A 24335-nucleotide genomic window follows, 5' to 3' on the forward strand; every position below is an offset into this window, starting at 1 on the left:
CCTATGGACGTCACCGTAATCTGGGCCGCGATCATCGCATTGGGGCTCTTCATGTACGTCGTGCTCGACGGCTTCGACCTCGGCATCGGCATCGTCTTCCCGTTCTTCCCGGACGAGAAGGAACGCGACCTGATGATGAACACCGTCGCGCCCGTGTGGGACGGCAACGAAACGTGGCTGGTGCTCGGCGGCGCCGGGCTGTTCGCGGTGTTCCCGGTCGTGTATGCGACGGTGCTGTCGGCGCTCTACCTGCCGCTGATCTTCATGCTGGTGTGCCTGATCTTCCGCGGCGTGTCGTTCGAGATCCGCGCGAAGGCGCGCCGCACGAAGCATCTGTGGGACCTCGCGTTCATCGGCGGCTCGGCCGGTGCGACGCTGTTCCAGGGGATCGCGCTCGGCGCGTTCCTGCAGGGCATCAACGTGAAGAACGGCGTATTCGCCGGCGACGCGTTCGACTGGCTCACGCCGTTCAGCCTGCTGACGGGCCTCGGCCTCGTCGTCACGTATGCGCTGCTCGGCTGCTGCTGGCTCGTCGCGAAGACGGAAGGCGACCTGCAACGCCGCCTGCATCGCGTCGTGTGGCCGCTGACGGTCGTGCTGCTCGGCTTCATCGCGGTCGTCAGCCTGTGGACGCCGCTGCAGGACCCGGCGATCGCGCAGCGCTGGTTCGACACGGGGCTGTTCTGGCGCCTGCTGCCGGTGCCGTTCCTGGTCGCCGGATGCGCGGTGTGGATGCGTCGCGCGGTGCGCGACCGGCACGACATGACGCCGTTCGTGCTGGCGCTGGCGCTGGTGCTGCTCGGCTACGTCGGGCTGCTCGTCACGATGTTCCCGTATGCGATCCCGCCGACGATGACGATCTGGGAAGCCGCCGCGCCGCGTTCGAGCCAGACCTTCACGCTGGTCGGCGCAGCGATCATCCTGCCGATCATCATCGCGTACACGACGATGGGCTACTGGGTATTCCGAGGCAAGGTGCGTCATGAAGACCAGCATTACTACCACCACTGATTGCCGCGCGCGCCCGGCCGGCGCGCCGCGGCCCCGGATGCGCGGCTGGATGTGGTTCGTCGTGCTGTGGGCGGGCGGCGTGCTCGGCGCGGTCACGCTCGGCTACGCGTTCAAGCTGTTCATGAACCTGACGCTGTTTGCGGTGAAGTAAGCGGCGCGGCCTGTATCGCCTCCACACGCCTCGCGCATCCGTCGATCAACCGGCGGATGCGCGGTCCCCCCGCGACGGTACGGACCGTGCGCACCCATCGCACGACGCCGAGCTTCGATCTAGCCATACCGAACCTGCGGCCGATGGCCTGAACCGCTGGCCCGCTGCATCCCGGCCGTGCGGCGCTACGCCGAATCGGCCAGCCACTGCGCCACGCGCGCGACGAGCCGGTCGGCGTCGTCGAAGCACTCGACGCCCGCGACCTGCGGCGCGTCGCAAATCGTGAATACCGGCTTGCCCCACTGCAAGCCGAGCGCGATTTCGGACAGCGTGCCGAGACCGCCGCCGACCGCGATCAGGCACAGCGACGCGCGCGCCACCAGCGCGTTCCGCGTGATGCCGAGCCCGGTCGGCAGCGCGACGCTCAGATACGGATTCGCGAGCGTCGCGTCGTCTTCGGGCAGCAGCCCGATCGCACAGCCACCCGCCGCATGCGCGCCGCGCGCGGCGGCTTCCATCACGCCCTGCTTGCCGCCGCCGACGAGCGCGACACCCGCCGTCGCCAACGCATGGGCGAGCCATTCCGCGACGCGCATCTGCTCGTCCGTCGCGTCGCGCGGGCCGATCACGCCCACCGGCATCCGATGCCGGCGCACGCCGTTCTGCCGCTGCGCCAGCCGCGCGAGCTGATCCCGCGCCGCCCCCGACCATTCAATGCCGCCGTTGCCGAACAAGGCCTTCCCCCAGTGCAAGAACGCAGGTGCAGATGGCGGTCAGCACGATCGACAGCACGGCCGCCTGCGAAAAATCGGTTTGCCCGTCCGACAGCTTCAGATACATCAGCAGCGGCAGGATGTTGATCTGCGTGCCGGCCAGCGCGAGCGCCGTGCCGTACGTGCCGAGCGCGATCGCGGTCACGAGGCACCAGGCGGACATGATCGACGGCCACAGCTCGCGCCACGCGACGTCGAGCCACGCGCGCCACGGCCGCGCACCGAGCGTCAGCGCCGCTTCGAGCGGCCGCCGGTCGAAATTCGCGAGGGCCGGATAGATCATCAGCGCGACCCGCGGAATCAGGTAATACGCATAGGCGAAGGCGAGCCCCGGCATCGTGTAGATCGCGCCGCCGATCGCGTTCGGATCGGCGCCCAGCGCCGCCAGCAGCATGGTGACGAAGCCCGCGCGGCCGAACGCGAGGATGAAGCCGTACGCGATCACGAGGCCGGAGAACGCGAGCGGCACGCCGAGCAGCGCCAGCGACCAGTGGCGGCGGGCCGGCGACTGGCCCGCCAGCACGAAGGCGAGCGGCACGCCCACGCCGACCGACAGCGTCCCGGCGCCGACGCCCAGCGCGAGCGAGCGGGCGATCGCAGCGGCGACGAGCGGGTCGCGCAGCACCGCCGCGAATGCCCGCCCGCCGTCCGCACAGGCGGCGTCGACCAGCGCGGCGAGCGGCAGCACGAAGCACACCGCGAGCAACGCGGCCGCGGGAAGCGCGCCGAAGCGGCGCAGCACGCCGCGTTCCGGTAACGAAGCCTGCATCGCGAGCCCCTTAGTTGCCGAGCGTGGCCTGCGACCACAGCTGGTCGACCTCGGCCTTGCGCGCGGCCGCCTTCGCGACATCGAGCGGGCGAACCTGCGGCGCATTCGGCAGCTTCGCCGCGACGTCCTGCGCCACCGGCGTGCCGGGCACGGCCGGACGCACGTAACCCTGCGCGAACAGCGCCTGGCCGACGTCGCTCATCACGAGGTTGAGCCACAGCTGCGCGGCGGACGGATTCGGCCCGTTCTTCACGAGACTCATCGCATACGGCGCCGACACGCTGCCGTCCTGCGGAATCACGACGTCGGCCGCGTCGCCCATCCCGTCCGCATACTTCGCCTTCAGGCCGTCGTTCTCGTAGCCGATCAGGATCGGGATCTCGCCCTTCACGAATTTCGCATACGGCGTCGTGCCTTCGACGCGCAGCACGTTGCCCGCGCGCTTGAGCTTGCCGAAGAATTCGGCGCCCGGTTTCGGATTGTCGACGCCGCCGCCGTTCGCATACGCGGCCGCGAACACCGCGACCTGGCCCTGCCCGGTCGAACGCGGGTCAAGATAGACCACGGCGTTGCGGTACTCGGGCTTCAGCAGATCGGACCAGCGCTGCGGCACGTCCTTCACGAGCTTCCGGTTGACGAGGAACGCGATGTTCAGCGAATGCACGGCGAACCAGCGGCCGTCGGCCGCGCGGAACACGCCCGGCAGCTTGTCGAAGTTGATCGGCCGGAACGGCGCGACGACGTCCTTGGCCGCGGCGTCGAGCGCCGACGCCGCGAAGTAGTACGCGGTATCGGCCTGCGGACGGCGGCGCGACTTGTCCAGCGCGACGACGGTGGCCGCGGAGCCGATGTCGTTGTACGTGATTTCGACCTTCGGGTAGCGCTTGCGGAATTCGGCGAACAGCGCCTTCCAGTTCGCCCATTCGGGGCCGGTGTCGAACGACACGACGAGCCCTTCGTCGGCGGCCTTCGCATACAGCGCGTCCTCGCCCGGATACAGCGGCGCCGCACGCGCAGCCGCGCAGGAAAGCGCCGCGAGCGCGCACAGTGCGAGTACGCGCGCACGCATGCCTTTCACGAAAAGGGAACCTGCAGACATGGTGAATCTCCGTTGAACGAAAGGGGTCATGGCGCGTCCGGCGACGCCGGCAGCACGGGCAACACGAGCAGATGGCGCGGATCGATCGCGATGCTGCGGGCGGCGGGCTCGCGCCCCTCGCACAGCAACGGGTCGGACGCTCCGTGCGGATGAAAGTCGTAGCGCTGCGTCGCGCCGAGGTAGCGCACGTGGCCGGGACGGCCGTCGAGCCGGTTCACCGTGTGCGTCGGCGGATCCGCCTGCACGTGCTCGGGCCGCACCAGCACCGCGATTTCGGCGCCGGGCCGGTGCGCGCCCGTGTCCGCGTGCAGCGTCGCGAAGCGCACGTCGACGGCGCCGTGCGCGAGCACACGGCCGGGCAGCAGCGTCGAATGCCCGACGAAGCGCGCGACCTGCGCGCTCGCGGGACGCTCGTACAGGTCGCGCGGCGTGCCGGCCTGCAGCACGCGGCCGCCGTCGACGATCGCGACGCGATCCGCCATGCTCAGCGCCTCGTCCTGGTCGTGCGTGACGAACAGCGTCGTCGCGCCGCACGCGCGCTGCAGCATGCGGATCTCGTCGCGCAGCTGGTGGCGGATGCCGGCATCGAGCGCGGCGAGCGGCTCGTCGAGCAACAGCAGCTTCGGCTCGATCACGAGCGCGCGCGCCAGCGCGACGCGCTGCTGCTGCCCGCCCGAAAGCATCGCCACGCCGCGCGTCGCATGCGCGGCCAGGCCGACCCGCTCGAGCATGTCGAGCGCGCGCTGGCGCCGCGCGCCGGCCGCGACGCCGCGCATCCGCAGCCCGTACGCGACGTTGTCGACGACCGACAGATTCGGAAACAACGCGTAGTGCTGAAACACCATCCCGACTTCGCGCCGCCATACGGGCACGCCGGCCACGTCGTCGCCGCCGATCGCAATGCGGCCGCGCCAGCCGTCGAGCAGGCCGGCGGCGAGCCGCAGCAGCGTCGACTTGCCGGAGCCGCTGCGCCCCATCACCGCGAGCAGTTCGCCCTGGGCGGCGGACAGCGTGACGCCGTCGATGCCGTGACGCGCACCGGGATACTGGAAACTGACGTGTTCGAATTCGAGGCTCATGGCTGATTCACTTCAGGCGTTGCATGGTGCTGGTGGACACGAGCGTCGCGAGCACGGCGAGGACGAGCAGCACGACGGTCGCCGCGCAGGCCATCCCCGTCGCGCCGTAGAACGCCTGCAGCAGCACGATGGGATAGTTCCGGTAGCGAAAACCGGCGATCAGGTTCGAGATCTGGAATTCGCCGATCGACAGCGCGGCCACCATCACCAGACCGGAAAACAGGCTGTGCCGCAGGTTCGGCAGCACGATCGTGAAGAACTGGCGCAGCGGCGTCGCGCCGAGCGTCGCCGCGCAGGCCTCGAGACGCGCAAGCCCGAGATGCCGCAAATCGCTCAGCAGCGTCTGCAGCAGATACGGCAGCGTCAATACCGCATGCGCGGCGATCATCAGCGGCAGCGTGCCGAGCCAGGGCAGCGTGTCGCCGCTGAAGATCACGATGTAGCCGAAACCGAGCGTGAGCGCCGGCACGGCGATCGGCATCAGCATCACGATGCGCGTCGCGAGGCCGCCGCCGGCCTGCGCGCGATGATGCAGCGCATACGCGAGCGGCAGCCCGATCGTCGCGTTGAGCGCGCAGCAGGCCAGCGCGACCATCAGGCTGACGCCGAACGCTCGCGTGAAGCCCCGGTTCGCGGCCAGATCGGTGAACCAGTGCGCGGTGAAGCCGGCGGGCAGCAGCGTATTGGTCCACGACTGGCCGACCGAGCCGACCAGCAGCAACGCGATCGGCAACAGCAGGTAGAGGCCGAACGCGGCGACGAGTGCCTGCAGCAACAGCCGGCCGATGCGGGGGCGCGCCGCTTTGCTACGACGAATCGGAACACCGTCGGCCAATGCCGGGACGGATGACGGATGCATGACACACTCGCTGACGATGGGGGAGGACCGCGCGCAATGCCCGTCGGAACGGGCTCGTGGGCGTTGTCGGAACCCGCGCAGTGTGCGGATTCGACATGGCACCGTCATGAAAAAAACGTACAAAGACGGCATCGATCCATGCGAGAACGGAACAGCAGCCGATGAAACACCTGTATCCGAACGTCGCGGAACTGCACGCATTCGTCGCGTCGGCGAAATACCTGAACTTCTCGTACGCGGCACGCGAGCTGGGCCTGACGCCCAGCGCGGTCAGCCGGCAGATCGCCAGCCTCGAGGCGCTGTTCGGCGTGAAGCTGTTCGTGCGCGAAGGACGCGGCCTCACGCTCACCCGCGCGGGCGAGGTGTATCACGCACGCGTCGTCGCGCCGCTGCGCGAGATCGGCAATGCGTCGATCGAGCTGCTGAGCGCCCGCGAGAACCGCGACCTGCTGACGATCGCGAGCGTCCCGACGTTTACGACCAAGTGGCTGCTGCCGCGGCTCACGCGCTTTCTCGCCGGCGCGCCGGGCGTCACGCTCGGCTTTCGCCGCCATCTCGCGCCGGGCGACCCGTTTCCGTTCGGGCTCGATGCGGCGATCCGCTATGGCGACGGCGCATGGGAAGGCGTACGAAGCGACTATCTCGACGGCCGGACCTTCGTGCCAGTCTGCACGCGCGAATTCGCGGAGCGGCATGCGCTGCGCGGCCCCGCCGACGTCGCGACGGCGCCGCGCCTGGTGCACGAACAGGCGGAGAGCGCATGGTCCGAATGGGCGCAGCGCCACCACGCGACGCGGATGAATGCGCTGGCCGGCGCCCGCTTCGAACAGTATTCGGTGCTGATCCAGGCCGTCCAGGCCGGGCTCGGGATCGCCCTGGTGCCGCGCTTCCTGATTCTCGACAATCTCGCGGCCGGCACGCTGATCGAGCCGTTCGACGCCCCGGTCGACCTGGACGCGCAGGGGCACTATCTCTGCTACGCGCCCGAACGCCTCGCGACCAGCGACGCGCTGCGGCGTTTCCGCGAGTGGATGCTCGACGAAGCGACGCAGGGTTGATCGACGGCGAGCGCCGGAGCGGTCGCCATCGGCGTCCGGGCGACCGGACGCGGGCTGGCGTATCCGGTGCCGGACGCCGCGCGACGGCGGCATCCGGCCCGCGCAAGGTCAGCGATCGATACCGAGCCCCGGCAGCACGCGCGTGTTCTCGGCGACGACCGCGTGCAGCAGCTTCGGATCGGCGCCGAGCAGCCCGAGGATCGTCGGCGCGACCTGCTTCGTGCCGACCAGATCGCTCACGCTGCGCGCGCGCTGCAGGCCCGGATACGACACCAGCAGCGCGAGATGGCTGTCGTCCGGCGCGTTGCCGCCATGCTCCTCGTCCTTCTTCGTGCTCGACGTGTAGATCACGCCCGGATTCGGCTGCACGATGAGGTCCGGCGTGCGGCCGTTGGCCGGGTCGCCGAACCGCTCGGCCAGCGCCGCGCCGTACAGGATGTACGCCTGCGGGCCGTCCGCGCAGATGCCCGGCGCGTTGCAGCCGAGGTTGGCCTGCAGCGAGCGCACCACGGCCGTGCGCTGGCCGCGGTCGCGCAGCCAGATCAGGCCGACGTCGTCGGTCTGCACGAAGCCCGTGCCGGCGAGGCCCGAACCGTCGTTCGGGTTGCCCGTCGTCGTGTTGTTCTGGCCGAAGTTGCCGTTCGGATCGAGGTAATCGTTCGCTTCGAGCAGCTTCGTCAGCGTGTCGCCATTCTTCACGAGCTTGGTGCGATCGGTCGGCGACTGGCCGTGCTTCGCGGTGACGATCACGGCCGTCGACGTGTACAGGTTGCGCTGCTTCAGCTCGGCGACGATGTGGCCGATCGCGCCGTCGACGTAGGTGATCGCATTCGCGACCTGGCCGTTCGGCGTGAAGTTCGCATCGAGATAGCCGCCGCCCTTCGCGACCGGCGCCTTCTGCGCGACGCTGAGCGTCTGGAAGTTCGCGCCGAACAGCGTCGGCACCGGCGCCGTCCTGGCGCCGGTCGAATCGCGGCCGTCGATCTGGTTGATCAGCGCCTGCACGTGCAGGTTGTCGAAGCGCGCGGTGTGCGAATAAACGTCGGTGTACGGGCTGTTGGTGGCCGGGTCGATCGAGTTGATCTCGGTGCGCATCAGATCGTCGACGCCCGTGCCGGACGGGCCGTTCAGCCAGTCGTAGCCCCACGCGTGCTTGTCGGCCCACGCGGTGTACGCGTTCGGCACGCCGGCCTTGACGGCCTCGAACACCGTGTTGGTCTTCAGGTAATCGTGCGGGTAGACCGGCACGCAGCGGCCGCCGACCTTCGCGTGCGGAATGGCCTGCGGGTTGAACGCGCCGCCGCCGTCGAGGTGCACGAGCGCGCCGCCGTTCATCGCGTCGATGCCGGTCGTCTCGTCGAACACCACGTTCCAGCCCTGCTTGCCCGAGCAGGTCGTGTCGCTCGGCGCGTACAGGTTGCGGTCGTAGGACACGTCGTAGAACAGGCCGGCCGTCTTCGGCGAGCCGCCCGTCACGAGCGCGGCGAGGCCCGGGAACGAGTCCGACAGGCCGGGCGTGTACGCATTCGTATAGGTGACGCCGCTTTGCGCGAGCACCGCGAGGTTCGGACACGTGTTCGCGCCGATGCAGCGCGCGAGATCCTGCTCGTGCAGGCCGTCGACGCTGATCAGCAGCACGTGCTTCGCGACGCGCCGGCCATGGCTGCCGTCGTCCTGCTGCGCTGCCTGGGCGCTGGCGCTCGCGAGCGCCAGCGCGCCCGCCACCATCACCGCGACGTTTCGTTGCTTGGCGAATCTGGAAATCATCACCCCACCTCATCGATTGACGTTGAACCGCATGACTTGCCGGAAGGCGCGCAAAATATGGCCGGCTCGTGCGGCGGTCCGATGAAGCGGGGCTTTCTGTTGTCTGTCAAACGTAACCAATCGCAAGCGGCATCGGACGGTCGCGATGCGCCGCGTCGGCCGCCGCGCGTGCACGCGGCCGGATTTTTGTCGGACTTGGCGCGCGACTATTGGCGTGTAATAAAGGGTTTTCCCTGACCCGGAGCACGAGTATGTCGACCCTGGAAGCGCTCAGGTTCGTGCTGGACGATGCACGCACCCCCGAAATCATTCGCCATCACGTCGTCGACGCGCTGCAGTACGCGTTGCGCAATTACGGCCAGGTGTTCACGGCCAAGGAAGTCGAATGGCTGACGCAGTGGGACGATGCGCGCCTGCCGCTCGCCGCGAGGAAGGAACTGGACAAGCGCGAACCGGCGCTCGACGGGCGCTGACGCCGCACGGGCCGCGCCGCGCGATCGTGCGCGGCGCGGCCGCGTCGAACGACGCGCGGCCGCTTGCTTGCCGCGTTACTGCAGGCCGAAATCGACGCGCGTCGTCGCGCCCTTGTCCTCGATGCCCTTCGCATCGAGCTTCGGCGCGACGACGAACATCCGGCTCGAATCGATCTTGCCGTCGAGGTACTGGCGCACCGCCTGCGCACGCTGCTGCGCGAGCGCGCGCAGCGCGTTGTCGTCGGCCGGCGCGTGATCGGCGAGCGCCTTCTTCATGTCCGCATCCGGCAACGTCTTCTGCAGGCCGACCAGGTTGCGCGGCTTCTTGAAATCGGCCGCCTTGTACGCGCGCGTCAGGTATTTGTCGTACTCGGCCGGCGCGACCTTCACCGTCATCGGGTCGACGCTCTCGCCCTGCCCGATCACGTCCTTGAGCTTCTGCTGACGAACCAGCCGGTCGACATACACGTCGCGCAGCCCCGGCGTGTCGACGGCCGGATCGACGCGGCCGATCAGGTCGAGCCGGATCGACGGCTTCTCGGTCAGCATCTTCGCGACGGTGTCGAGCTTCTTCTGCTGCGCGTCGCTGAGCGCGTACGAGCCCGGCGCGAACTCGACGTAGCCGAGATCCTCGCCGCCGCTGCCGCCGAACGCATGCGACAGCAGCGTGAACGGCGACGTCACCGCCTTCGCGATCAGGTTCAGCACCGCGCGCCAGATCAGCCCGCCGATGCTGAACTCCGGATTCGACAGCGAGCCCGACACCGGCAGGTTCACGTCGATCTCGCCGCGCGTGTTCTTCAGCAGCGAGATCGCGAGCTTCACCGGCAGCTTGGTCGCCGTGTCGTTCTCGACGTGATCGCCGAACGTCAGCTGGTCGATGAAGATATGGTTGTTCGCCTGCAGCTGGTCGTTGGCGAGCTGGTAATGCAGGTCGACGTTGAGCTTGCCCTTCGTGATCGGGTAGCCGGCGTACTTCGCCGAATACGGCGTCAGGTTCGTCAACTCGACGCCGTGCGCGGTGGCGGTGAGGTCCAGCGCCGGCTTGTCGATCAGCGGGTTCACCGAGCCCCTGATCGAGATCGGCCCGTTGCCGGCCAGGTTCGCGGCGACGTCGACCGGAGCCGACGTCGTCGAATCCGTGCCGAACGCGCCGACCGTGCCCTTGATCGCGACGAGGTTCGCCGTGTAGTTCGGCTTGATGAAGTTGTCGGTGTAGGTCACGCGGCCGTTTTGCAGCACCAGCTCGCCGAAATGCATACGCACCGGATTCTGCGGCGGCGGCGCGGCCTTCACGATCACCGTCGCCGCTGCGGCGGACGGCGCCGATGCCTGCCGCGCGGCCGCGGCCGACGCCGCCTGCGCGGCGGCCGGCGGCGTCACGCCGGGCGACAGCGGCACCGGTTCGCTCTTGCTCGCGTCGCGCGTGAGCGACTGCGCGGGGCCGGTTTCCTTCGCGACGACGTCCTTCAGGTTCAGCCGCCCCTGCGCGTCGAGCAGCACGCGGCCATAGAAGTTCGAGAACGTCACACGCGCGGCGTCGACGTCGGTGCCCTTCTCGTCGTAGTTCACTTTCAGGCTCGACAGCGCGAGCGAGCGCCAGCCGGCGAACGGGTCGGACGTCGCCTTGTCGAGCATCCGCACGTCGACCAGCGCGGCGTCGCCGTGGTAGGTCGCGCGCGGCGCGCCCTTCACCTGCGCGAACGTCAGGTTGCCCTGCGCATTGAGCAGCGCGCTCGCGATGGTCGCGTTCAGCGCGCTGCCGAAGTACGGCTCGAGCGCGGCTGCGTCGAGCCGGTTGCCGTCGATCTTCAGGCCGACTTTCAGCGGCATCGCGGTGACGTCGCCCGACGCGGCGAGCGAGCCCTTGCGGTTCAGCGTCGCCTTCAGGCGCACCGGCAGCGGCTTCGTCAGGTCGTCGCTGATCTGCTGCACCGACAGCTCGAGCGGCTTGATCGCGAGCTTCACCGGGCGCGGCGTCGTCAGGTCCGTGAAGTTCGCGGACGCGTCCTTCACGTTCAGCGCGTCGATCCGGTAATGCCACGCCGGCGCGCTCGCGGCGGCCTTGCGCGCGACCGTGCGCGCCGGCACAGGCGCCGCCGGCCGGGCCGGCTCGCCGAGCGCCGCGAGGTCGATGCTGCCGTCCTTCAGACGCTGCACGTCGAGCGCGAGACCCGTCGTGTCGACGCTCGTGATGTCGGCCGTGCGCGCGCCGACGTCGATCTTCGCGATCTTCGCGCTGGCGTCGCCGAGCGCGATCGCGGGCGCCTTCGCGTCGGGCGTCGCGAGCTTCAGCGCTGTCAGGCTGACCGTGCTGTCGACGACCTGCGCGTCGAGCGGCGTCTTGCCCCAGTCGGCCTTCGCGTTGAGGTTCGCGCCCAGCGTGCCGTCGAGCACGCGCGCGCGGGTCGCATCGGCGAGGTACGGCTGCAGCGCCGGCAGCGCGAGCGCAGCGACGCTCAGCTTCGTGTCGGCCTGCTTCGCCGCGACGCTCACCGCGCCTTCGGCCTTCAGGTCGCCGCCGCGCGACAGCGACGTCGACAGCGTGTATTTCGCCGGCGTCTTGCCCTGCAGCGTGAAGCCGTCGAGCGTCGCGGCGAGCTTCGTCAGCGAGATCGCGGCCGGGGTCGCTGGCGCGCGGTCGTCGAAGTTGAGCGTGCCGCCGTCGATCGCGAAATGGCGGATCGTCAGGTCGAGCGGCGGCGCTTGCTTCGCGGTGGTGTCGGCGTTGGGGGCGGTCGGCGTGCTGGCGGCGGTGACGTTCGCGGCGGCAACGCTCGCCGTGGCGACGCTCGCGGCACCCGATGCGGCCGCGCCCGAGGCTGCGGGCTTTTCTGCTGCGGTCTTGTCCGCTGCCGGCTTCGCCACGGCGGCCGGCTGGCCGCCGAGCTTCTCGACGTTCAGCACGCCCTGCCGGTCGCGCGACAGATCGACGACCGGCTGGTCGATGCGGATCTCGTCGAAATGCAGCACGTTGCGCAGCGGCTCGAGGCCCGCGGCCGCGACGTGCACGCCGCGCGCGGCGAACAGCGGCTCGGACGCGAGGCCGGTCACCTTCGCGTCGTTCAGATCGACGGTGCCCGCGACGCGCAGCGACGGCGTGTCGCCGCTCATCACGAACTTCAGCGTCAGATTGCTGCTCAGCAGGCCGCTCGTGACGACGACCGGCAGCTTCGTCGGCGCATACGAAATCAGCTTCGGCACGTCGAGCCGGTCGAACGTCAGCGTGACTTCGGATTCGCGCGACTGCGCGAACGGCTTCGTGCGGCCGTCGATCGCGATCGGGCTGCCGTCGAACCGCGCGCGCAGCTTCGGCTGCACGAAGATGTCGGTCTTCGACGGCAGCGTCGCGATGAACGGGATGCCGAGCGTCCAGTTGTCGACCACGTGCCGCTCGTTCAGCAGGCGGTCGTCGAAATCGATGCGGCCGTCGTTGACCTGGATGTTCGACACCGAGAACAGCGTCGGCTTGCTGGCCGGCTGCGACGGCGTCGAGAACTTCTCGATCAGGTCGGTGAAGTTCAGGCGCTGCGCGTCGTAGCGGACGATGTGAAAGCGCGGCGAGTCGACGCGCAGTTCGTTGACGATCGGCGCGCCGCGCAGCAGCGACGTCCACGACGGCCGCACCACCAGCTTGCCGATGTCGATGAAGTCGCCGCGGCCGCCGCGCTCGCCGATGTGCACGCCATCGGCTTCGAGGTTCAGCGTGTACGGGTTCAGCGCGATGCGCCGAATCGTCGACGGCCGGTCGAGTTGCTTGCTCAGTTGCTGCTCGGCGAGATGGCGAATCAGCGGCGGCGCGGCGAAGAAACCCAGCAGCCCGAACACGATGACGAAGATCAGCACGCCGATGCCGATGCGCCGGGTCCGACGCGAGCGTGCAATGCCGCCGAGGGCATGGAGGGTCGAGGTTACGGTTTTCTTGTCTGCGCTTGCCATGCTTGAATGCCTCGGGAACACGAGCAAGGCCGCGCCGGTTTTCCGGCGCGGCCTTGCAAGCTATCCCGAAAGTATAGGCCGAGGTGGTGACGGAGCGTCGTTGGGGTGCGGCCGCCACGCCCGCGCATCGGACAGCGGCGGCGCGTGCCCGTTCATTTCCGGACGACGGCGGGCGGCAACCAGGAGCCGTCGGTCGCTTGCGGCTTCGGCGCGTACAGGCGCAGCGCGAGCGCGAAATCGGTGCGCGGCGCCGGCAGCCAGTTGGCCCCGCGCGCGCCGCTCGACGTCGCCGACACGACCACGTCGATCGAGCCGTCGCGGTTGCGGCGCAGCCGCTCGCGATCGCCGAGCGAGCGGCGTGCCGCACCGACGTCGGGCAGCGCGCCGTTGGTCGCATACGGCGTGAGCGTCCAGAAGCCGCGCACCGGCGGCACCGCGCCCGGCGCGAAATGCAGCATGTAGCGGTTCGCGCCGTTCAGCGGCTGGCCGTCGCTGTCGACGCGCACGAGCGCGAGCGTTTCGTCGTCGCGCGTCGCGGTGCCGAACTGCGTGTAGGCCGCGTACGCGCGCAGCGCGTAGTCCTGCCCGTACTTGCCGGCCGTGTCGCCGATCCAGCTCCAGCCGTTCGCGCCCAGCAGGTTCGACGGCGGCGTCGCGAGGCGAGCGCGCGCTTCGGCGACGCCGGCCGTCGCCGCGCTCAGGCGGTCGCCCGTCCACTGCACCGGGTAGCCGGCCGACACGCCGATATCGCTGAGCAGTTCCTGCGCGTGCGCGTCGTCGGCGGGCGGCGGGTTGTCCTGCAGCGCCTGGGCGAAGCGCGTGAAGAACGCCTTCGGATCGAGCGCCGCGACCTGTTCGGCCGGCGTGCCGCCGCTCGCGGCTTCCGACGGCGCGCTGCCCGCATGGACGGCCACCGACGCGCCGCGCGCGGCGCCCGTATACACCGACAGCGGCACCACGCGGATCGCCCGCTGCAATTTCCTCACGTTCGTCAGGTCGCGGCCGCCGCTCGTCTGCAGCCGCACTTCGAGCCATGCGTTGGCCGACGGCACGTCGACGCGCACCGCGCCCTTCGGCAGCGTGCCCTGCCAGTCTTTCGCGACGAAGGCGATCGTTTGCGAGCGCATGGCGCCGCGCGCACCGTGCAAGGCCACGCTCGACGACGACCACAGCACGTTCGTCCACATGTCGAGTGCGCGCGCGTCCCAGTAGCGGCCGCGCGTGTCGGGCAGCGTGACGATCACCGGCTCGGCGCCGACGTCGAGCCAGCCGGTCGAGTCGAGCGTATCGACGCCCGGCAGCGGCGGATTCAGCGCGCCGACCGGCGGCAGCGCCTGCGCGTGGCGCAGCGTGTTGAGCGGCGCCTGGCCCGGCTGCGCGCCGTCCCCGCCGGTCGCGGCTTCCTTCGCGACGTCCATCAGCACGAGCGGATACGCATATATATAGGAGTCGGCGACTTCGGCGCGCATCCAGCCGGTTTTGCGCTGGATCGCATCGGGTTGCGACGCGCATCCCGCCAACAGCGCCGCGATGGCGAGCGACGCGGCGGCGGCGCGTCGCAGAGAAACGGTTTCTCGTCGATTTTCAATCATTGATCACTGGCCGAATATCTTTTTTGTCAGTCAACGCCTTGTTCGACGCATGCTCGGCGCAAGCAAGGCACTTCAGCGGCCCTGATTGCCGTCTCGTCGCGGCGGGCGCTGATGTCAGGCCGGTATCATAGCGCCTAAGGGCATCCCCCAATATGCCGAATAGCAGGCTAAGGTCATTGCGGGGCCGAGGGTCGATCGCGAACCATTATTTTGATATCTCGCTCCGGATCGACATCGCCGCTTGACCTTCCCATCATGGGAATGTCGATACTGATGTCATTCGCGGCACGAACCGTGCCTTTGGGGAATCCGACATGACTGAATCACTCGCGTCCACGGCAACGCACACGATCGAACTCGATATCGACGGAATGACCTGCGCATCGTGCGCCGGCCGCGTCGAGAAGACGCTCGCCAAGGTGCCGGGCGTCGCACGGGCATCCGTGAACCTCGCGACCGAACGGGCAAGCGTGGCCGCCACTATGGACGTCGGTGCGACGCAGCTCGCGGACGCTGTTCGGCAGGCCGGCTACGGCGCGACACCAGTCGCGGCGGAGCCGACCGCCAGCGCGCAGCCGGCTGCGGCTCCTCAGGCTCAGGCTCCGGCCAGCATCGAGCTCGACATCGACGGGATGACCTGCGCATCGTGCGCCGGCCGCGTCGAGAAGGCGCTCGCGAAGGTGCCGGGCGTCACGCGGGCATCCGTCAATCTGGCCACCGAGCGCGCGAGCGTCGACGCCGCGCCGGACGTGTCCGCGTCGCGGCTCGTCGACGCGGTCCGGCAGGCCGGCTACGGCGCGACGCCGGTCGCCGCCACACCCGCGGCCGACCGCGCCGGACCGGCCAGTTTCGAGCTGGACATCGGCGGCATGACCTGCGCGTCCTGCGCGGGCCGCGTCGAGAAGGCGCTGGCCGCGGTGCCGGGCGTCGCGCGCGCGTCGGTCAATCTCGCGACCGAGCGCGCGTCGGTGCAGGCGGCCGGCACGCTCGACGCCGCCGCGCTGATCGCGGCGGTCACGTCGGCCGGTTATCAGGCGTCGCTCGCCGCCGAGGCGCAGGCCGCGGCAGCCGGTCCCGCCGCGGCCGACCCGGCGCAGACCACCGACGCGCGCAAGCGCCGCGACGCGATCCGCGAACGCAATCTCGTGATCGGCGCGGCCGTGCTGAGCACACCGCTCATCGTGCCGATGCTCGTCGCGCCGCTCGGCATCGACGCGATGCTGCCCGGCTGGCTGCAGCTGGTGCTCGCGTCGATCGTCCAGTTCGGTTTCGGCGCGCGCTTCTATCGGGCCGCGTGGCACGCGGTAAAGGCGCGCACCGGCAACATGGACCTGCTCGTCGCGCTCGGCACGTCGGCCGCCTTCGGCCTGAGCCTGTGGATGCTGCTGCGCGAGCCCGCGCATCCGGGCCACCTGTATTTCGAGGCATCGGCCGTGATCGTCACGCTGGTGCGGTTCGGCAAATGGCTCGAAGCCCGTGCGAAGCGCCAGACCACCGACGCGATCCGCGCGCTGAACGCGCTGCGCCCCGATCGCGCGCGCATCGTCGAGCACGGCGTCGAGCGCGACGTGCCGCTCGCCCAGGTGCGCGTCGGCACGACCGTGGCGATCCGTCCGGGCGAGCGCGTGCCGGTCGACGGGCGCATCGTGTCGGGCCGCTCGCACGTCGACGAATCGCTGATCACCGGCGAAAGCCTGCCGGTGCCGAAGGACGACGGCGATCCCGTCACGGCCGGCTCGATCAACGGCGAAGGCGCGCTCGTCGTCGCCACCACCGCGATCGGCGCGGAGACGACGCTCGCGCGCATCATCCGCCTCGTCGAATCCGCGCAGGCCGAGAAGGCGCCGATCCAGCGGCTCGTCGACCGCGTCAGCGAAGTGTTCGTGCCGTCGATTCTCGGCATCGCCGTGCTGACGCTGACCGGCTGGCTGATCGCCGGCGCCGGCGCCGAAACGGCGATCCTGAACGCCGTCGCGGTGCTCGTCATCGCATGCCCGTGCGCGCTCGGTCTCGCGACGCCCGCCGCGATCATGGCCGGCACCGGCGTCGCGGCGCGCCGCGGCGTGCTGATCAAGGACGCGCAGGCGCTCGAGCTCGCCCAGCGCGCGACCGTCATCGCGTTCGACAAGACCGGCACGTTGACCGAAGGCAAGCCGTCCGTGACGGCCTTCGACGCCGTCGACATCCCGCGTGAGCAAGCGCTTGCTGTGGCAGCAGCCGTGCAGCGCCACAGCAATCATCCGCTCGCGCGCGCGGTGGTCGCCGCGTACGACGCGGACGTCGCCGCGCGCGGCGGCGCAGCCGTGGCGGCCGATGCTGCGGCGGCAACCGACGCGCGGGCGGTCGCCGGACGCGGTGTCGAAGCGCGTGTGAACGGCCGGCTGGTCGCGCTCGGCAGCAGCCGCTGGCGCGACGAGCTGGGCATCGCGGTTCCGCCCGAACTCGGGGCGCGCGCGGCCGAGCTCGAACGCGCGGGCAACACGATTTCGTGGCTGATGCGCGCCGACGCGCCGCGCGCGCTGCTCGCGCTGATCGCCTTCGGCGACACGGTGAAGCCGGGCGCGCGCGACGCGATCGCGGCGCTGTCGGCGCGCGGCGTCGCGAGCGTGCTGGTGACGGGCGACAACCGCGGCAGCGCGGCGGCCGTCGCGGCGGCGCTCGGGATCGATGAAGTGCATGCGCAGGTGCTGCCCGACGACAAGGCGCGCGTGGTCGCCGAGCTGAAGCGCACGCATGGCGGCGTGGTGGCGATGGTCGGCGACGGGATCAACGACGCGCCGGCGCTCGCCGCGGCCGACGTCGGCATCGCGATGGCGACCGGCACCGACGTCGCGATGCATACGGCCGGGATCACGCTGATGCGCGGCGATCCGACGCTCGTCGCCGACGCGATCGACATCTCGAAGCGCACCTACCGGAAGATCCAGCAGAACCTGTTCTGGGCGTTCGTGTACAACCTGATCGGCGTGCCGCTGGCGGCGCTCGGTTGGCTGAATCCGGTGATCGCGGGCGCGGCGATGGCGTTTTCGAGCGTCAGCGTCGTGACCAACGCGTTGCTGTTGAGGAGATGGAAAGGCAAGGCGCGGTGATGTGGCGCGGGGCGAACACGGGGGCCTTCATCCGCCCGCTTCGCACCGCGCAGGGTTCAACGGCTTCGACGAAGCCACGAACGATACGCGGCGATCACGACCAACATCGCGCCGTCGACCATACCCGGCAACGGAAGCGGGTTCGTCCACTTGTCCATGTCGGTGCTGCGCGCGTAGTACGGCGGACCGTCGCCGTACGCCGCATTGAGACTGATTGCGTTGAACGCACAAGTCAGCAGGATGGCAATCAGCAGCGCCATACCGATCGAGATGCGCAACGGGCGTTTTCGCATATCAGTATTGAACCGTCCGTGGGACGTGGCATTCCGGGGCGTCTTTCGTTGCGGCCACGATTTCTCGAACGCATGGCCGATGCATCACGCTTCCTTCCGGAATGGAATGGAATGCGAACGCCGAGCCGTCGTTGGGGGAATCCCCGCCGCTACTCCTGAACGACCGGCTTGAGCAATGTGGTCGTGATCGGTACGAAGCCGCACGCCCGATAAAGCGCACGTGCAGCCGTGTTGTGATTGAACACCGACAGTCCGATCTCCGTGACGCCATGACGGCGCGCCTCGGCCTCGAGCGCATCGAGCGCGCGCGTCGCCCAGCGCTGACGGCGCCGGGACGGGACGATGTCGAGGTCGTAGATGAACAGCGTGCGGTTCGGCCCTTCGGCGACGATCGCGTACCAGAGATCGCCGACCGTATCGCCGGTGGCGGTGTCGATCAGTTGGACGAGCGTCTGGCCGGGGGTGAGCAGGCCGTCGGGCAGCAGCGTATCGAAGCAGGCGCGGGCGCGGCTGGCCGCATCGTCGATCGCGTTCTGGCCGGAGGACACGAGGTCGCGCGCGTAGCCGTCGACGGCGCGCGTGCGGTATGCATGGAATTCGCCGGCCGTCATAGGCCGCATCTGCAGCATGGCTCGGAGGTCGCGAAGCAAGTCGGACTTCCAGTGTAGCGGGACGGTCGCACCGGCGCGCGATGCGGCGGCGGAAAACGGGCAGGCAGGTGCGGCGAGCGCCGCGCCGAATCAGCGAATCAGCGAATCAGCGAATCAGCGAATCAGCGAATCAGCGACGGTACAGGACGATCGGCGCCAGGTTCGCACGACGCATACGCTCGACTTCGGCGTGACGCGCGGCGTACGAATAATCGGTGTCGAGCGGGAGGTGCGGGGAGACGAACAGGTCGTCGATCTTTTGCAGCAGGGCGAGAATGAAGCTCATTTGAGACTCCTGACAAAGTGCGCTAGGGTTTTCCCTTAGACGGCTTCCATTCTAAGGGTTTTCCCTGAACTCCGCCAGCGTTACGCATCAATTCGTCGCACCGCTGTAGTCGTCTCACGACGCCGTAATACGGCGATCGTTGCCCGGCGTGGCGTTGCAGGTAGGGTCGGACTGCTTAGCGGGTTCGACGCACGCGCTTCGCGGCCGCGGCCTCGCGATTCGCATTGCGCTGGAGCCGGTCGACTTGCGACAGCAGCGCCTCGTGGCGGTCCGCGAGGGTCATCAACGTCGCCTGCTGCGCCGACAGATCGGCCGCCAGCCGATCGATTCGCTGTTGCCGGACATCGAGGTCCTGTTTCAGCTGCGCGATTTGCCGGGTTTGCAACACCAGCGCGACGAGCCCCGCGCACACGACGACCGCCAGCGTCAGCAGCAGCCGGTTGACACGGCGCATCTCGCGATCGGCAACCTGCTTGATGCCGGCCGTGTCGGACTGCAACGCGGCGAGCCGCTCGGACAGCGGACGCAGATGAACGTCGGGATCGAAGGCCGACGACTTCTGCCCGGCCGGTTGCGCGCGATCGGCCGACGGCTTCGTCACGAACGACGCCGCGGACGCCACCGGCGGCACGGCCGGCTGCGTCGGCGCGGCGGTGCGCGGCGCATTTCCGGCGCTCGTCGCAATCGCGGCAGCGGCGGGAGCGGCCGGTTTGGCTGGCTCGACCGACGCCTGCCGTTCAGCGGATGGCGCAACGTACTCGGGCATCGTTGAAGACGGGACCGAAGCCGAAGCCGGCTCCGCGGTCGCAACAGACGCCTGCGCTTCCGGCGTGCCGCTCGCTGCCGTCGTTTCGCGCGCACCGCTCGCTGCGCGCCGCTTGCCGCCCGACGACGCGCGGCGCGCCCTGCTGCTCTGGCCGCGCGTCCGCTCTGCTTCGTCGCGTTGGTCCGGCGTGCCCGCAAGTTCCGCATCGTTAGCGGATTTCACGGGCGGTTCAGCGGCGGCCGCATCGGCAACTGCGCTGGCAGTCTCGGTCGCAAGCCCCGCAGCCGTTACGGCCTCGGCGGCGGTTTCCGGCACGCCGCCGGCCGGAGCTTGCGCGCCGTCGATCGCCGGCTCGCTAATCGCAATCGCACCGACGTCAGCGGGTTGCCGTACGTCGGCTGCCTTCGTTGCGTGGGGGTCGACCGTGTGCACGACATCCGCGTCGCGCGTATCGCCATGTCGCACCGCAGGCGACGACCCCAGTTCCGATTCCGCCGACGCGGCAACGTCTCCATCACGCATCGCGGTCGCACCGATCGCGCTGGTGGCACCAAACCCGTCCAGCGTCGCCTGCCGCCCGGCGTCCTCGCTGTCCGCCGTGGCCGCTGCCGCTCGTGCGTCCGCCGACGTATCGTCACGCGCAGCGCCCGCCCCACGCGCAGCCGGCTCGAGCACCGGATCGCCGAACAGGTCGAGCGTAACTTCGTCCCGCGACGCATCGCCAGCCGGCGCGTTGGCCGGCCGCGCGGATGCCTTGGCAGCGCTATCCGCGGCAGCCGCGGCCGAGCGCGAACGAGTCGAAGAACGGTTGGAGTCTGACGCATCGCCGGCCGGCGCGTTGGCCGGCCGCGCAGAGGCATTAGCGGCGCTATCCGCGGCAGCGGCGGCCGCGGCCGAACGCGAACGAGTCGAAGAACGGCTGGAACGGGAACGCGGCACGGAAACGGATTCGGTCATGGAGTCGGATGACGGGTCGCGCCAGCGGCGCCGGATGTCGAACGGAATCGGTGACGGCCATTGTCGCATGACCAAATGTCGATCCGGCCGCTGCGCCGACGCGCTCGACCGACGTTCATTCGTCGCCCGCCAACCCGTTGCCTTCGTCGAATCGCGTCACGCACGGCAACCCGCGCAGCTTGTCGCAGATCGCGCGGAATTCGAGGTCCGACACGCGCGCGAGCGCGATGCGGACTTCGTCGTGCTCGCCCGTTTCGTCGGCGCGCTGCACGATGAACTGCTTCACGCGCGCGCTGTCGGGGCCGAGCGCCGCGTGCAGCGAATCGAACGTCAGCGCGCCGCTCACCACCGTCAGCGCGAGCTGCCGGCGCTGCCGCACCGTGAAGTAGCGCCGCTCCAGCGGCTTGATGCCGGCGAGGATGATCAGAATGATGATCGTCGCGGAAATCGACGCGACGTACAGGCCGCCGCCGACCGCGAGCCCGATCGCCGCGACCGACCACAGGCTCGCGGCCGTGGTCAGCCCGCGCACGATCTCGCCGCGCAGCAGGATCGAGCCGGCGCCGAGAAAGCCGATGCCCGACACGACCTGCGCGGCGATCCGCGACGGGTCGAGCACGACGTGCTCGCGGCCGAGCACATCCGCAAACCCGAACGCCGACACGATCATGATCAGCGTCGAGCCCACGCACACCAGCATGTGCGTGCGCAGGCCGGCCGCCCACGACAGCCGCTCGCGTTCGAAGCCGATCACACTGCCGAGCGCGGCCGCGAGCACCAGCCGCATCACGAGTTCCAGATTGCCGAGCATCGGATTTATCTCCTTTTTTTGCTGCCGGCGCCGCGGAATGTTTTATCCTTGGCCTCGGTCGCGCCGGTCCACCGGGCCGCGCCGACACGTTTCGATCCCAGCGCACAACCCCGTCATGTCCGTTTCCGACTCCGCTTCCGCCCAGGCCGCCCAGTTGCGCGACCATTTTGCGCACGTCATCTTGCCGATCTGGCAGGGTCCAGGGTTCGACCGCACGTTGCGGCTGCCGTTCGAGGCCGTCGATCCGGTCACCCATGCGCCGCTGCCCGTCACGCGGTATCGCGCGATGGCCTGTGCGCGGCAACTGTTCGTGTTCGCGCAAGCCGGTCACACCGCGCACGCGGCCACGCTGTTCGATTCGCTCTGCAGCCGCTTTCGCGACCCGCAGCACGGCGGCTGGTTCTACAGCATCGACGCGCAGGGCGCGCCGCTCGACACGACGAAGGATCTCTACACCCATGCGTTCGTCGTGTTCGCATGCGCGGCATGGCATGCGGCGTCGGGCGACGCCGCGGCACGCACGGTCGCCGAGCAGACCGCCGCGCTGATCCAGGACCGCTTCGCGCCGCAGCCGCGCGCCGCGCTGCTCGATGCCGCGCGCCACGCCGATTTCTCGTCGTCGGGCAGCGGCGCGCTGCAGAATCCGCTGATGCATCTGACCGAAGCATGGCTCGCGGCCGCCGATGCGTTCGGCGACGCGGCGTTCGACGATGCGCTGGCGCGCACCGCGCAGGCGGTCGAGCGCACGTTCGTCGATCCCGCGACCGGCTGCGTCGCCGAGCTGCCGCTCGGTGCGTCCAGCAACCGTTTCGAGCCCGGCCATCAGTTCGAATGGTTCTATCTGGTCGATGCGGCCGGCGCGCGGCTCGCGCATACGGGGCTGCGCGACGCGCTCGGGCGCGCGTTCGCGTTCGCGCAACGGCACGGCGTCGATGCGCAGACGGGCGCCGTGTGCGCGGCGCTCGACGCGCACGGCGCATGCATCGACGGCACCCAGCGGATCTGGGCGCAGACCGAATACCTGCGCGCACTCGCGACGCACGGCGACACGCCGGCCGGCGCGCCGCTCGCGCAGCAGATCGCGCGCTTCGCCGCGCGCTTCCTGCTGCCGCGCGGCTGGATCGAATGCAAGTCGGCCGACGGGCAGGTGTCGCGCGCCGACATGCCGTCGACCACGCCCTACCACCTCGCGACCGCCTACGCGGCGCTGCCCGCCGCTTCGTAAGCGGCGTCGGCCGGCGACGGCGACACCGCGGCGCGCTCGTCGCGCACCGCACGCTGCGCACGCGCGTCGCCCAGTTCGAACACCGACACCGCGCGCATCAGCTGCGCGGTCTGGTCGTTCAGCGACGACGCCGCCGCCGCGACCTGCTCGACCAGCGCCGCGTTCTGCTGCGTCAGCTGATCCATCTGCGTGACGGCCTGGTTCACCTGCTCGATGCCGACGCTCTGCTCGACCGATGCGGACGTGATTTCCGTCATCGTCTGCGCGACGCGCGTGATCGACGTCGATACCGTGCGCATCGCCGCGCCCGCGCGCTCGACGAGCTCCGAGCCGCCGTCGATCTGCGCGACCGATTCCTCGATCAGCGCCTTGATCTCCTTCGCCGATTGCGCGCTGCGCTGCGCGAGCGAGCGCACTTCGCCCGCGACCACCGCGAAGCCGCGGCCCTGCTCGCCCGCGCGCGCCGCTTCGACCGCCGCGTTCAGCGCGAGGATGTTGGTCTGGAATGCGATGCCGTCGATCACCGAGATGATTTCCGCGATGCGCCCCGAACTGTGCGCGATCCCGCGCATCCGGTCGATCACGCTGTCGACCACGCTGCCGCCCTGGCGCGTCGCGTCGAGCGCCGCGTCGGCCAGCGCGCTGGCCGCGCGTGCGCTGTCCGTGTTCTGACGGACGGTCGCGGTCAACTCCTCCATGCTCGCCGCGGTTTCCTCGAGCGACGCGGCCTGCGTGCCGGTGCGCGCGGACAGGTCCGCGTTGCCGCCGGCGATCTCGCCCGCGCCGACGTGGATCGCATCCGACGCGTGGCGCACGGTGCGCACGGTGTCGGCGATGCTCGCCTGCATCGCGGCGAGGCCGCGCAGCATCCGGTCGATCTCGAACACGCCGCCCGCGCGCACGGCTTCGTCGAGTCGCCCTTGCGCAATCCGCTCGAAATGGCGGCCGGCTTCGTCGAGCGGCGCGACCACCGCGCGCCGCGCGCCCCCGTAGATGGCGGCACTCGCCGCGAGCATCGCGACCAGCAACACGATGCCGACCCACTTGAACCATTGCATCCCGCCATCGATCGTGGCGAGCGCCGTGCGGCTCGACGCGCCGCCGTAGTCCGCGAAACGATGTAGTTCCGCGATGTAGGCGTCCTGGAAGCCTTGCGTCGGCTGGTCGAGAAACGCCTGGATGTTGCCGGCGTCGAGGAACTGCACGAGTTCGCCGAGCGCGCCGCGCAGCGCGCGATAGCGCTCGGTGAGCGCCGCGACGCGCGCGCGGTTGGTGTCGTCGACCGGCGGCGCGGCCGCGAGACGCGCGAATGCGCTGTCCGCTTCGGCGAGCGACGCGCTGGCATGACTGATGATGTCGTCGGGCTTGGGGCCGCCGCGCACCATCCGCGTGCCCGCACGCGACAGGTTCACGCGCGCGTCGAGCAGCCGCTCGGTCGCCTGGCTCGCCGCGTCGACCTGCGCGATCGCGACGTTCGACAGATCGTCGACGCCGCTGCGCGTCGACGTGAGCGCCCAGAACCCGAGCGCCTCGATCGCGAATAGAAAGAGGCAAAACACGGTCAGCACGCCGAGCAGACCCGACGCGAGCTTGATTTTTCCGAACATGGGGGAAGATTCCTGGAAGCGGAGGATGGAGCAATGCCTCGGCATTAGCGGCATTTCCGCGTCGGACTTTAGGCCGCCGCG

Annotated in this window: 20 protein-coding genes; 6 read left to right on the plus strand and 14 right to left on the minus strand. The window is 69.7% G+C overall.

Annotation, left to right across the window (positions count from 1 at the left end):
• Positions 1–3 precede the first annotated feature (3 nt).
• Both cydB and C3Y15_RS20155 read left to right on the plus strand, forming a co-directional pair.
• Complete coding sequence (gene cydB / locus C3Y15_RS20150; protein ID WP_011880999.1) at positions 4–1011, plus strand: cytochrome d ubiquinol oxidase subunit II; 1008 nt, start codon at positions 4–6, stop codon at positions 1009–1011.
• On the plus strand, positions 983–1162 hold the full coding sequence (locus C3Y15_RS20155) for a hypothetical protein (RefSeq protein WP_011881000.1): 180 nt from the start codon (positions 983–985) through the stop codon (positions 1160–1162). The genes cydB and C3Y15_RS20155 overlap by 29 nt, the downstream gene beginning before the upstream one ends.
• 185 nt (positions 1163–1347) lie before the next feature.
• Here C3Y15_RS20155 and C3Y15_RS20160 read toward each other — a convergent pair whose 3' ends face one another.
• The 5 genes from C3Y15_RS20160 to C3Y15_RS20180 form a co-directional block, all read right to left on the minus strand.
• Entirely contained in the window at positions 1348–1803 is a 456-nt protein-coding gene (locus C3Y15_RS20160) for a TIGR00725 family protein (RefSeq protein ID WP_124260153.1), read from the minus strand.
• Between the two features lie 70 nt (positions 1804–1873).
• Positions 1874–2704 (minus strand): ABC transporter permease subunit, encoded by an 831-nt coding sequence (locus tag C3Y15_RS20165; protein WP_034193389.1) that lies wholly within the window; start codon positions 2702–2704, stop codon positions 1874–1876.
• 10 nt (positions 2705–2714) lie between these two features.
• A complete protein-coding gene (locus C3Y15_RS20170; RefSeq protein WP_059889667.1) occupies positions 2715–3803 on the minus strand; it encodes an extracellular solute-binding protein in 1089 nt (362 codons plus the stop codon).
• 26 nt (positions 3804–3829) lie between these two features.
• Positions 3830–4882 (minus strand): ABC transporter ATP-binding protein, encoded by a 1053-nt coding sequence (locus tag C3Y15_RS20175; protein WP_059460640.1) that lies wholly within the window; start codon positions 4880–4882, stop codon positions 3830–3832.
• Positions 4883–4889: 7 nt separating this feature from the next.
• A complete protein-coding gene (locus tag C3Y15_RS20180; RefSeq protein WP_014724147.1) occupies positions 4890–5741 on the minus strand; it encodes an ABC transporter permease subunit in 852 nt (283 codons plus the stop codon).
• A 161-nt stretch (positions 5742–5902) separates the two neighbouring features.
• Between C3Y15_RS20180 and C3Y15_RS20185 the strand changes: the two genes are divergently transcribed.
• Positions 5903–6799 carry a LysR substrate-binding domain-containing protein gene (locus C3Y15_RS20185; RefSeq protein ID WP_014724148.1) on the plus strand — a complete coding sequence of 299 codons (897 nt, stop codon included), beginning with the start codon at positions 5903–5905 and terminating at the stop codon, positions 6797–6799.
• A gap of 108 nt (positions 6800–6907) precedes the next feature.
• Here C3Y15_RS20185 and C3Y15_RS20190 read toward each other — a convergent pair whose 3' ends face one another.
• On the minus strand, positions 6908–8566 hold the full coding sequence (locus tag C3Y15_RS20190) for an alkaline phosphatase family protein (RefSeq protein WP_069246407.1): 1659 nt from the start codon (positions 8564–8566) through the stop codon (positions 6908–6910).
• A 251-nt stretch (positions 8567–8817) separates the two neighbouring features.
• Between C3Y15_RS20190 and C3Y15_RS20200 the strand changes: the two genes are divergently transcribed.
• Positions 8818–9039, plus strand: a complete 222-nt coding sequence (locus tag C3Y15_RS20200) for a hypothetical protein (protein ID WP_011881008.1) — start codon at positions 8818–8820, stop codon at positions 9037–9039.
• Between the two features lie 75 nt (positions 9040–9114).
• On the opposite strand, the gene C3Y15_RS20205 is transcribed toward C3Y15_RS20200, so the two are convergent.
• Together C3Y15_RS20205 and C3Y15_RS20210 are read right to left on the minus strand one after the other, a co-directional pair.
• Positions 9115–12978: a DUF748 domain-containing protein gene (locus C3Y15_RS20205; RefSeq protein WP_069246406.1), complete on the minus strand. Its 3864-nt coding sequence runs from the start codon at positions 12976–12978 to the stop codon at positions 9115–9117.
• 152 nt (positions 12979–13130) lie between these two features.
• Positions 13131–14570, minus strand: coding sequence for a DUF1254 domain-containing protein (locus tag C3Y15_RS20210; protein WP_034193396.1), 1440 nt, complete (start codon positions 14568–14570; stop codon positions 13131–13133).
• A 314-nt stretch (positions 14571–14884) separates the two neighbouring features.
• Between C3Y15_RS20210 and C3Y15_RS20215 the strand changes: the two genes are divergently transcribed.
• Positions 14885–17659, plus strand: coding sequence for a heavy metal translocating P-type ATPase (locus tag C3Y15_RS20215; protein ID WP_081058947.1), 2775 nt, complete (start codon positions 14885–14887; stop codon positions 17657–17659).
• A 56-nt stretch (positions 17660–17715) separates the two neighbouring features.
• Here C3Y15_RS20215 and C3Y15_RS20220 read toward each other — a convergent pair whose 3' ends face one another.
• The 5 genes from C3Y15_RS20220 to C3Y15_RS20235 all read right to left on the minus strand — a co-directional run bounded on the left by C3Y15_RS20220 (position 17716) and on the right by C3Y15_RS20235 (position 21422).
• Complete coding sequence (locus C3Y15_RS20220; RefSeq protein WP_059734673.1) at positions 17716–17952, minus strand: hypothetical protein; 237 nt, start codon at positions 17950–17952, stop codon at positions 17716–17718.
• A gap of 149 nt (positions 17953–18101) precedes the next feature.
• Positions 18102–18581, minus strand: coding sequence for a GNAT family N-acetyltransferase (locus tag C3Y15_RS20225; protein ID WP_034193398.1), 480 nt, complete (start codon positions 18579–18581; stop codon positions 18102–18104).
• 151 nt (positions 18582–18732) lie between these two features.
• Positions 18733–18888 carry a hypothetical protein gene (locus tag C3Y15_RS31805; protein WP_011881014.1) on the minus strand — a complete coding sequence of 52 codons (156 nt, stop codon included), beginning with the start codon at positions 18886–18888 and terminating at the stop codon, positions 18733–18735.
• Positions 18889–19063: 175 nt separating this feature from the next.
• Positions 19064–20680 (minus strand): hypothetical protein, encoded by a 1617-nt coding sequence (locus tag C3Y15_RS20230; protein WP_059734671.1) that lies wholly within the window; start codon positions 20678–20680, stop codon positions 19064–19066.
• Positions 20681–20726: 46 nt separating this feature from the next.
• Positions 20727–21422 (minus strand): MgtC/SapB family protein, encoded by a 696-nt coding sequence (locus C3Y15_RS20235; protein ID WP_011881016.1) that lies wholly within the window; start codon positions 21420–21422, stop codon positions 20727–20729.
• Positions 21423–21537: 115 nt separating this feature from the next.
• On the opposite strand from C3Y15_RS20235, the gene C3Y15_RS20240 reads away from it, so the two are divergent.
• A complete protein-coding gene (locus tag C3Y15_RS20240) occupies positions 21538–22647 on the plus strand; it encodes an AGE family epimerase/isomerase (RefSeq protein ID WP_059460635.1) in 1110 nt (369 codons plus the stop codon).
• Here the strand turns inward: C3Y15_RS20240 and C3Y15_RS20245 are convergent.
• Positions 22620–24254, minus strand: coding sequence for a methyl-accepting chemotaxis protein (locus C3Y15_RS20245; protein ID WP_046425000.1), 1635 nt, complete (start codon positions 24252–24254; stop codon positions 22620–22622). The genes C3Y15_RS20240 and C3Y15_RS20245 overlap by 28 nt on opposite strands.
• Positions 24255–24335: the final 81 nt, after the last annotated feature.

The organism is Burkholderia sp. B10 (assembly GCF_004368385.1).
Lineage (GTDB): Bacteria > Pseudomonadota > Gammaproteobacteria > Burkholderiales > Burkholderiaceae > Burkholderia > Burkholderia vietnamiensis.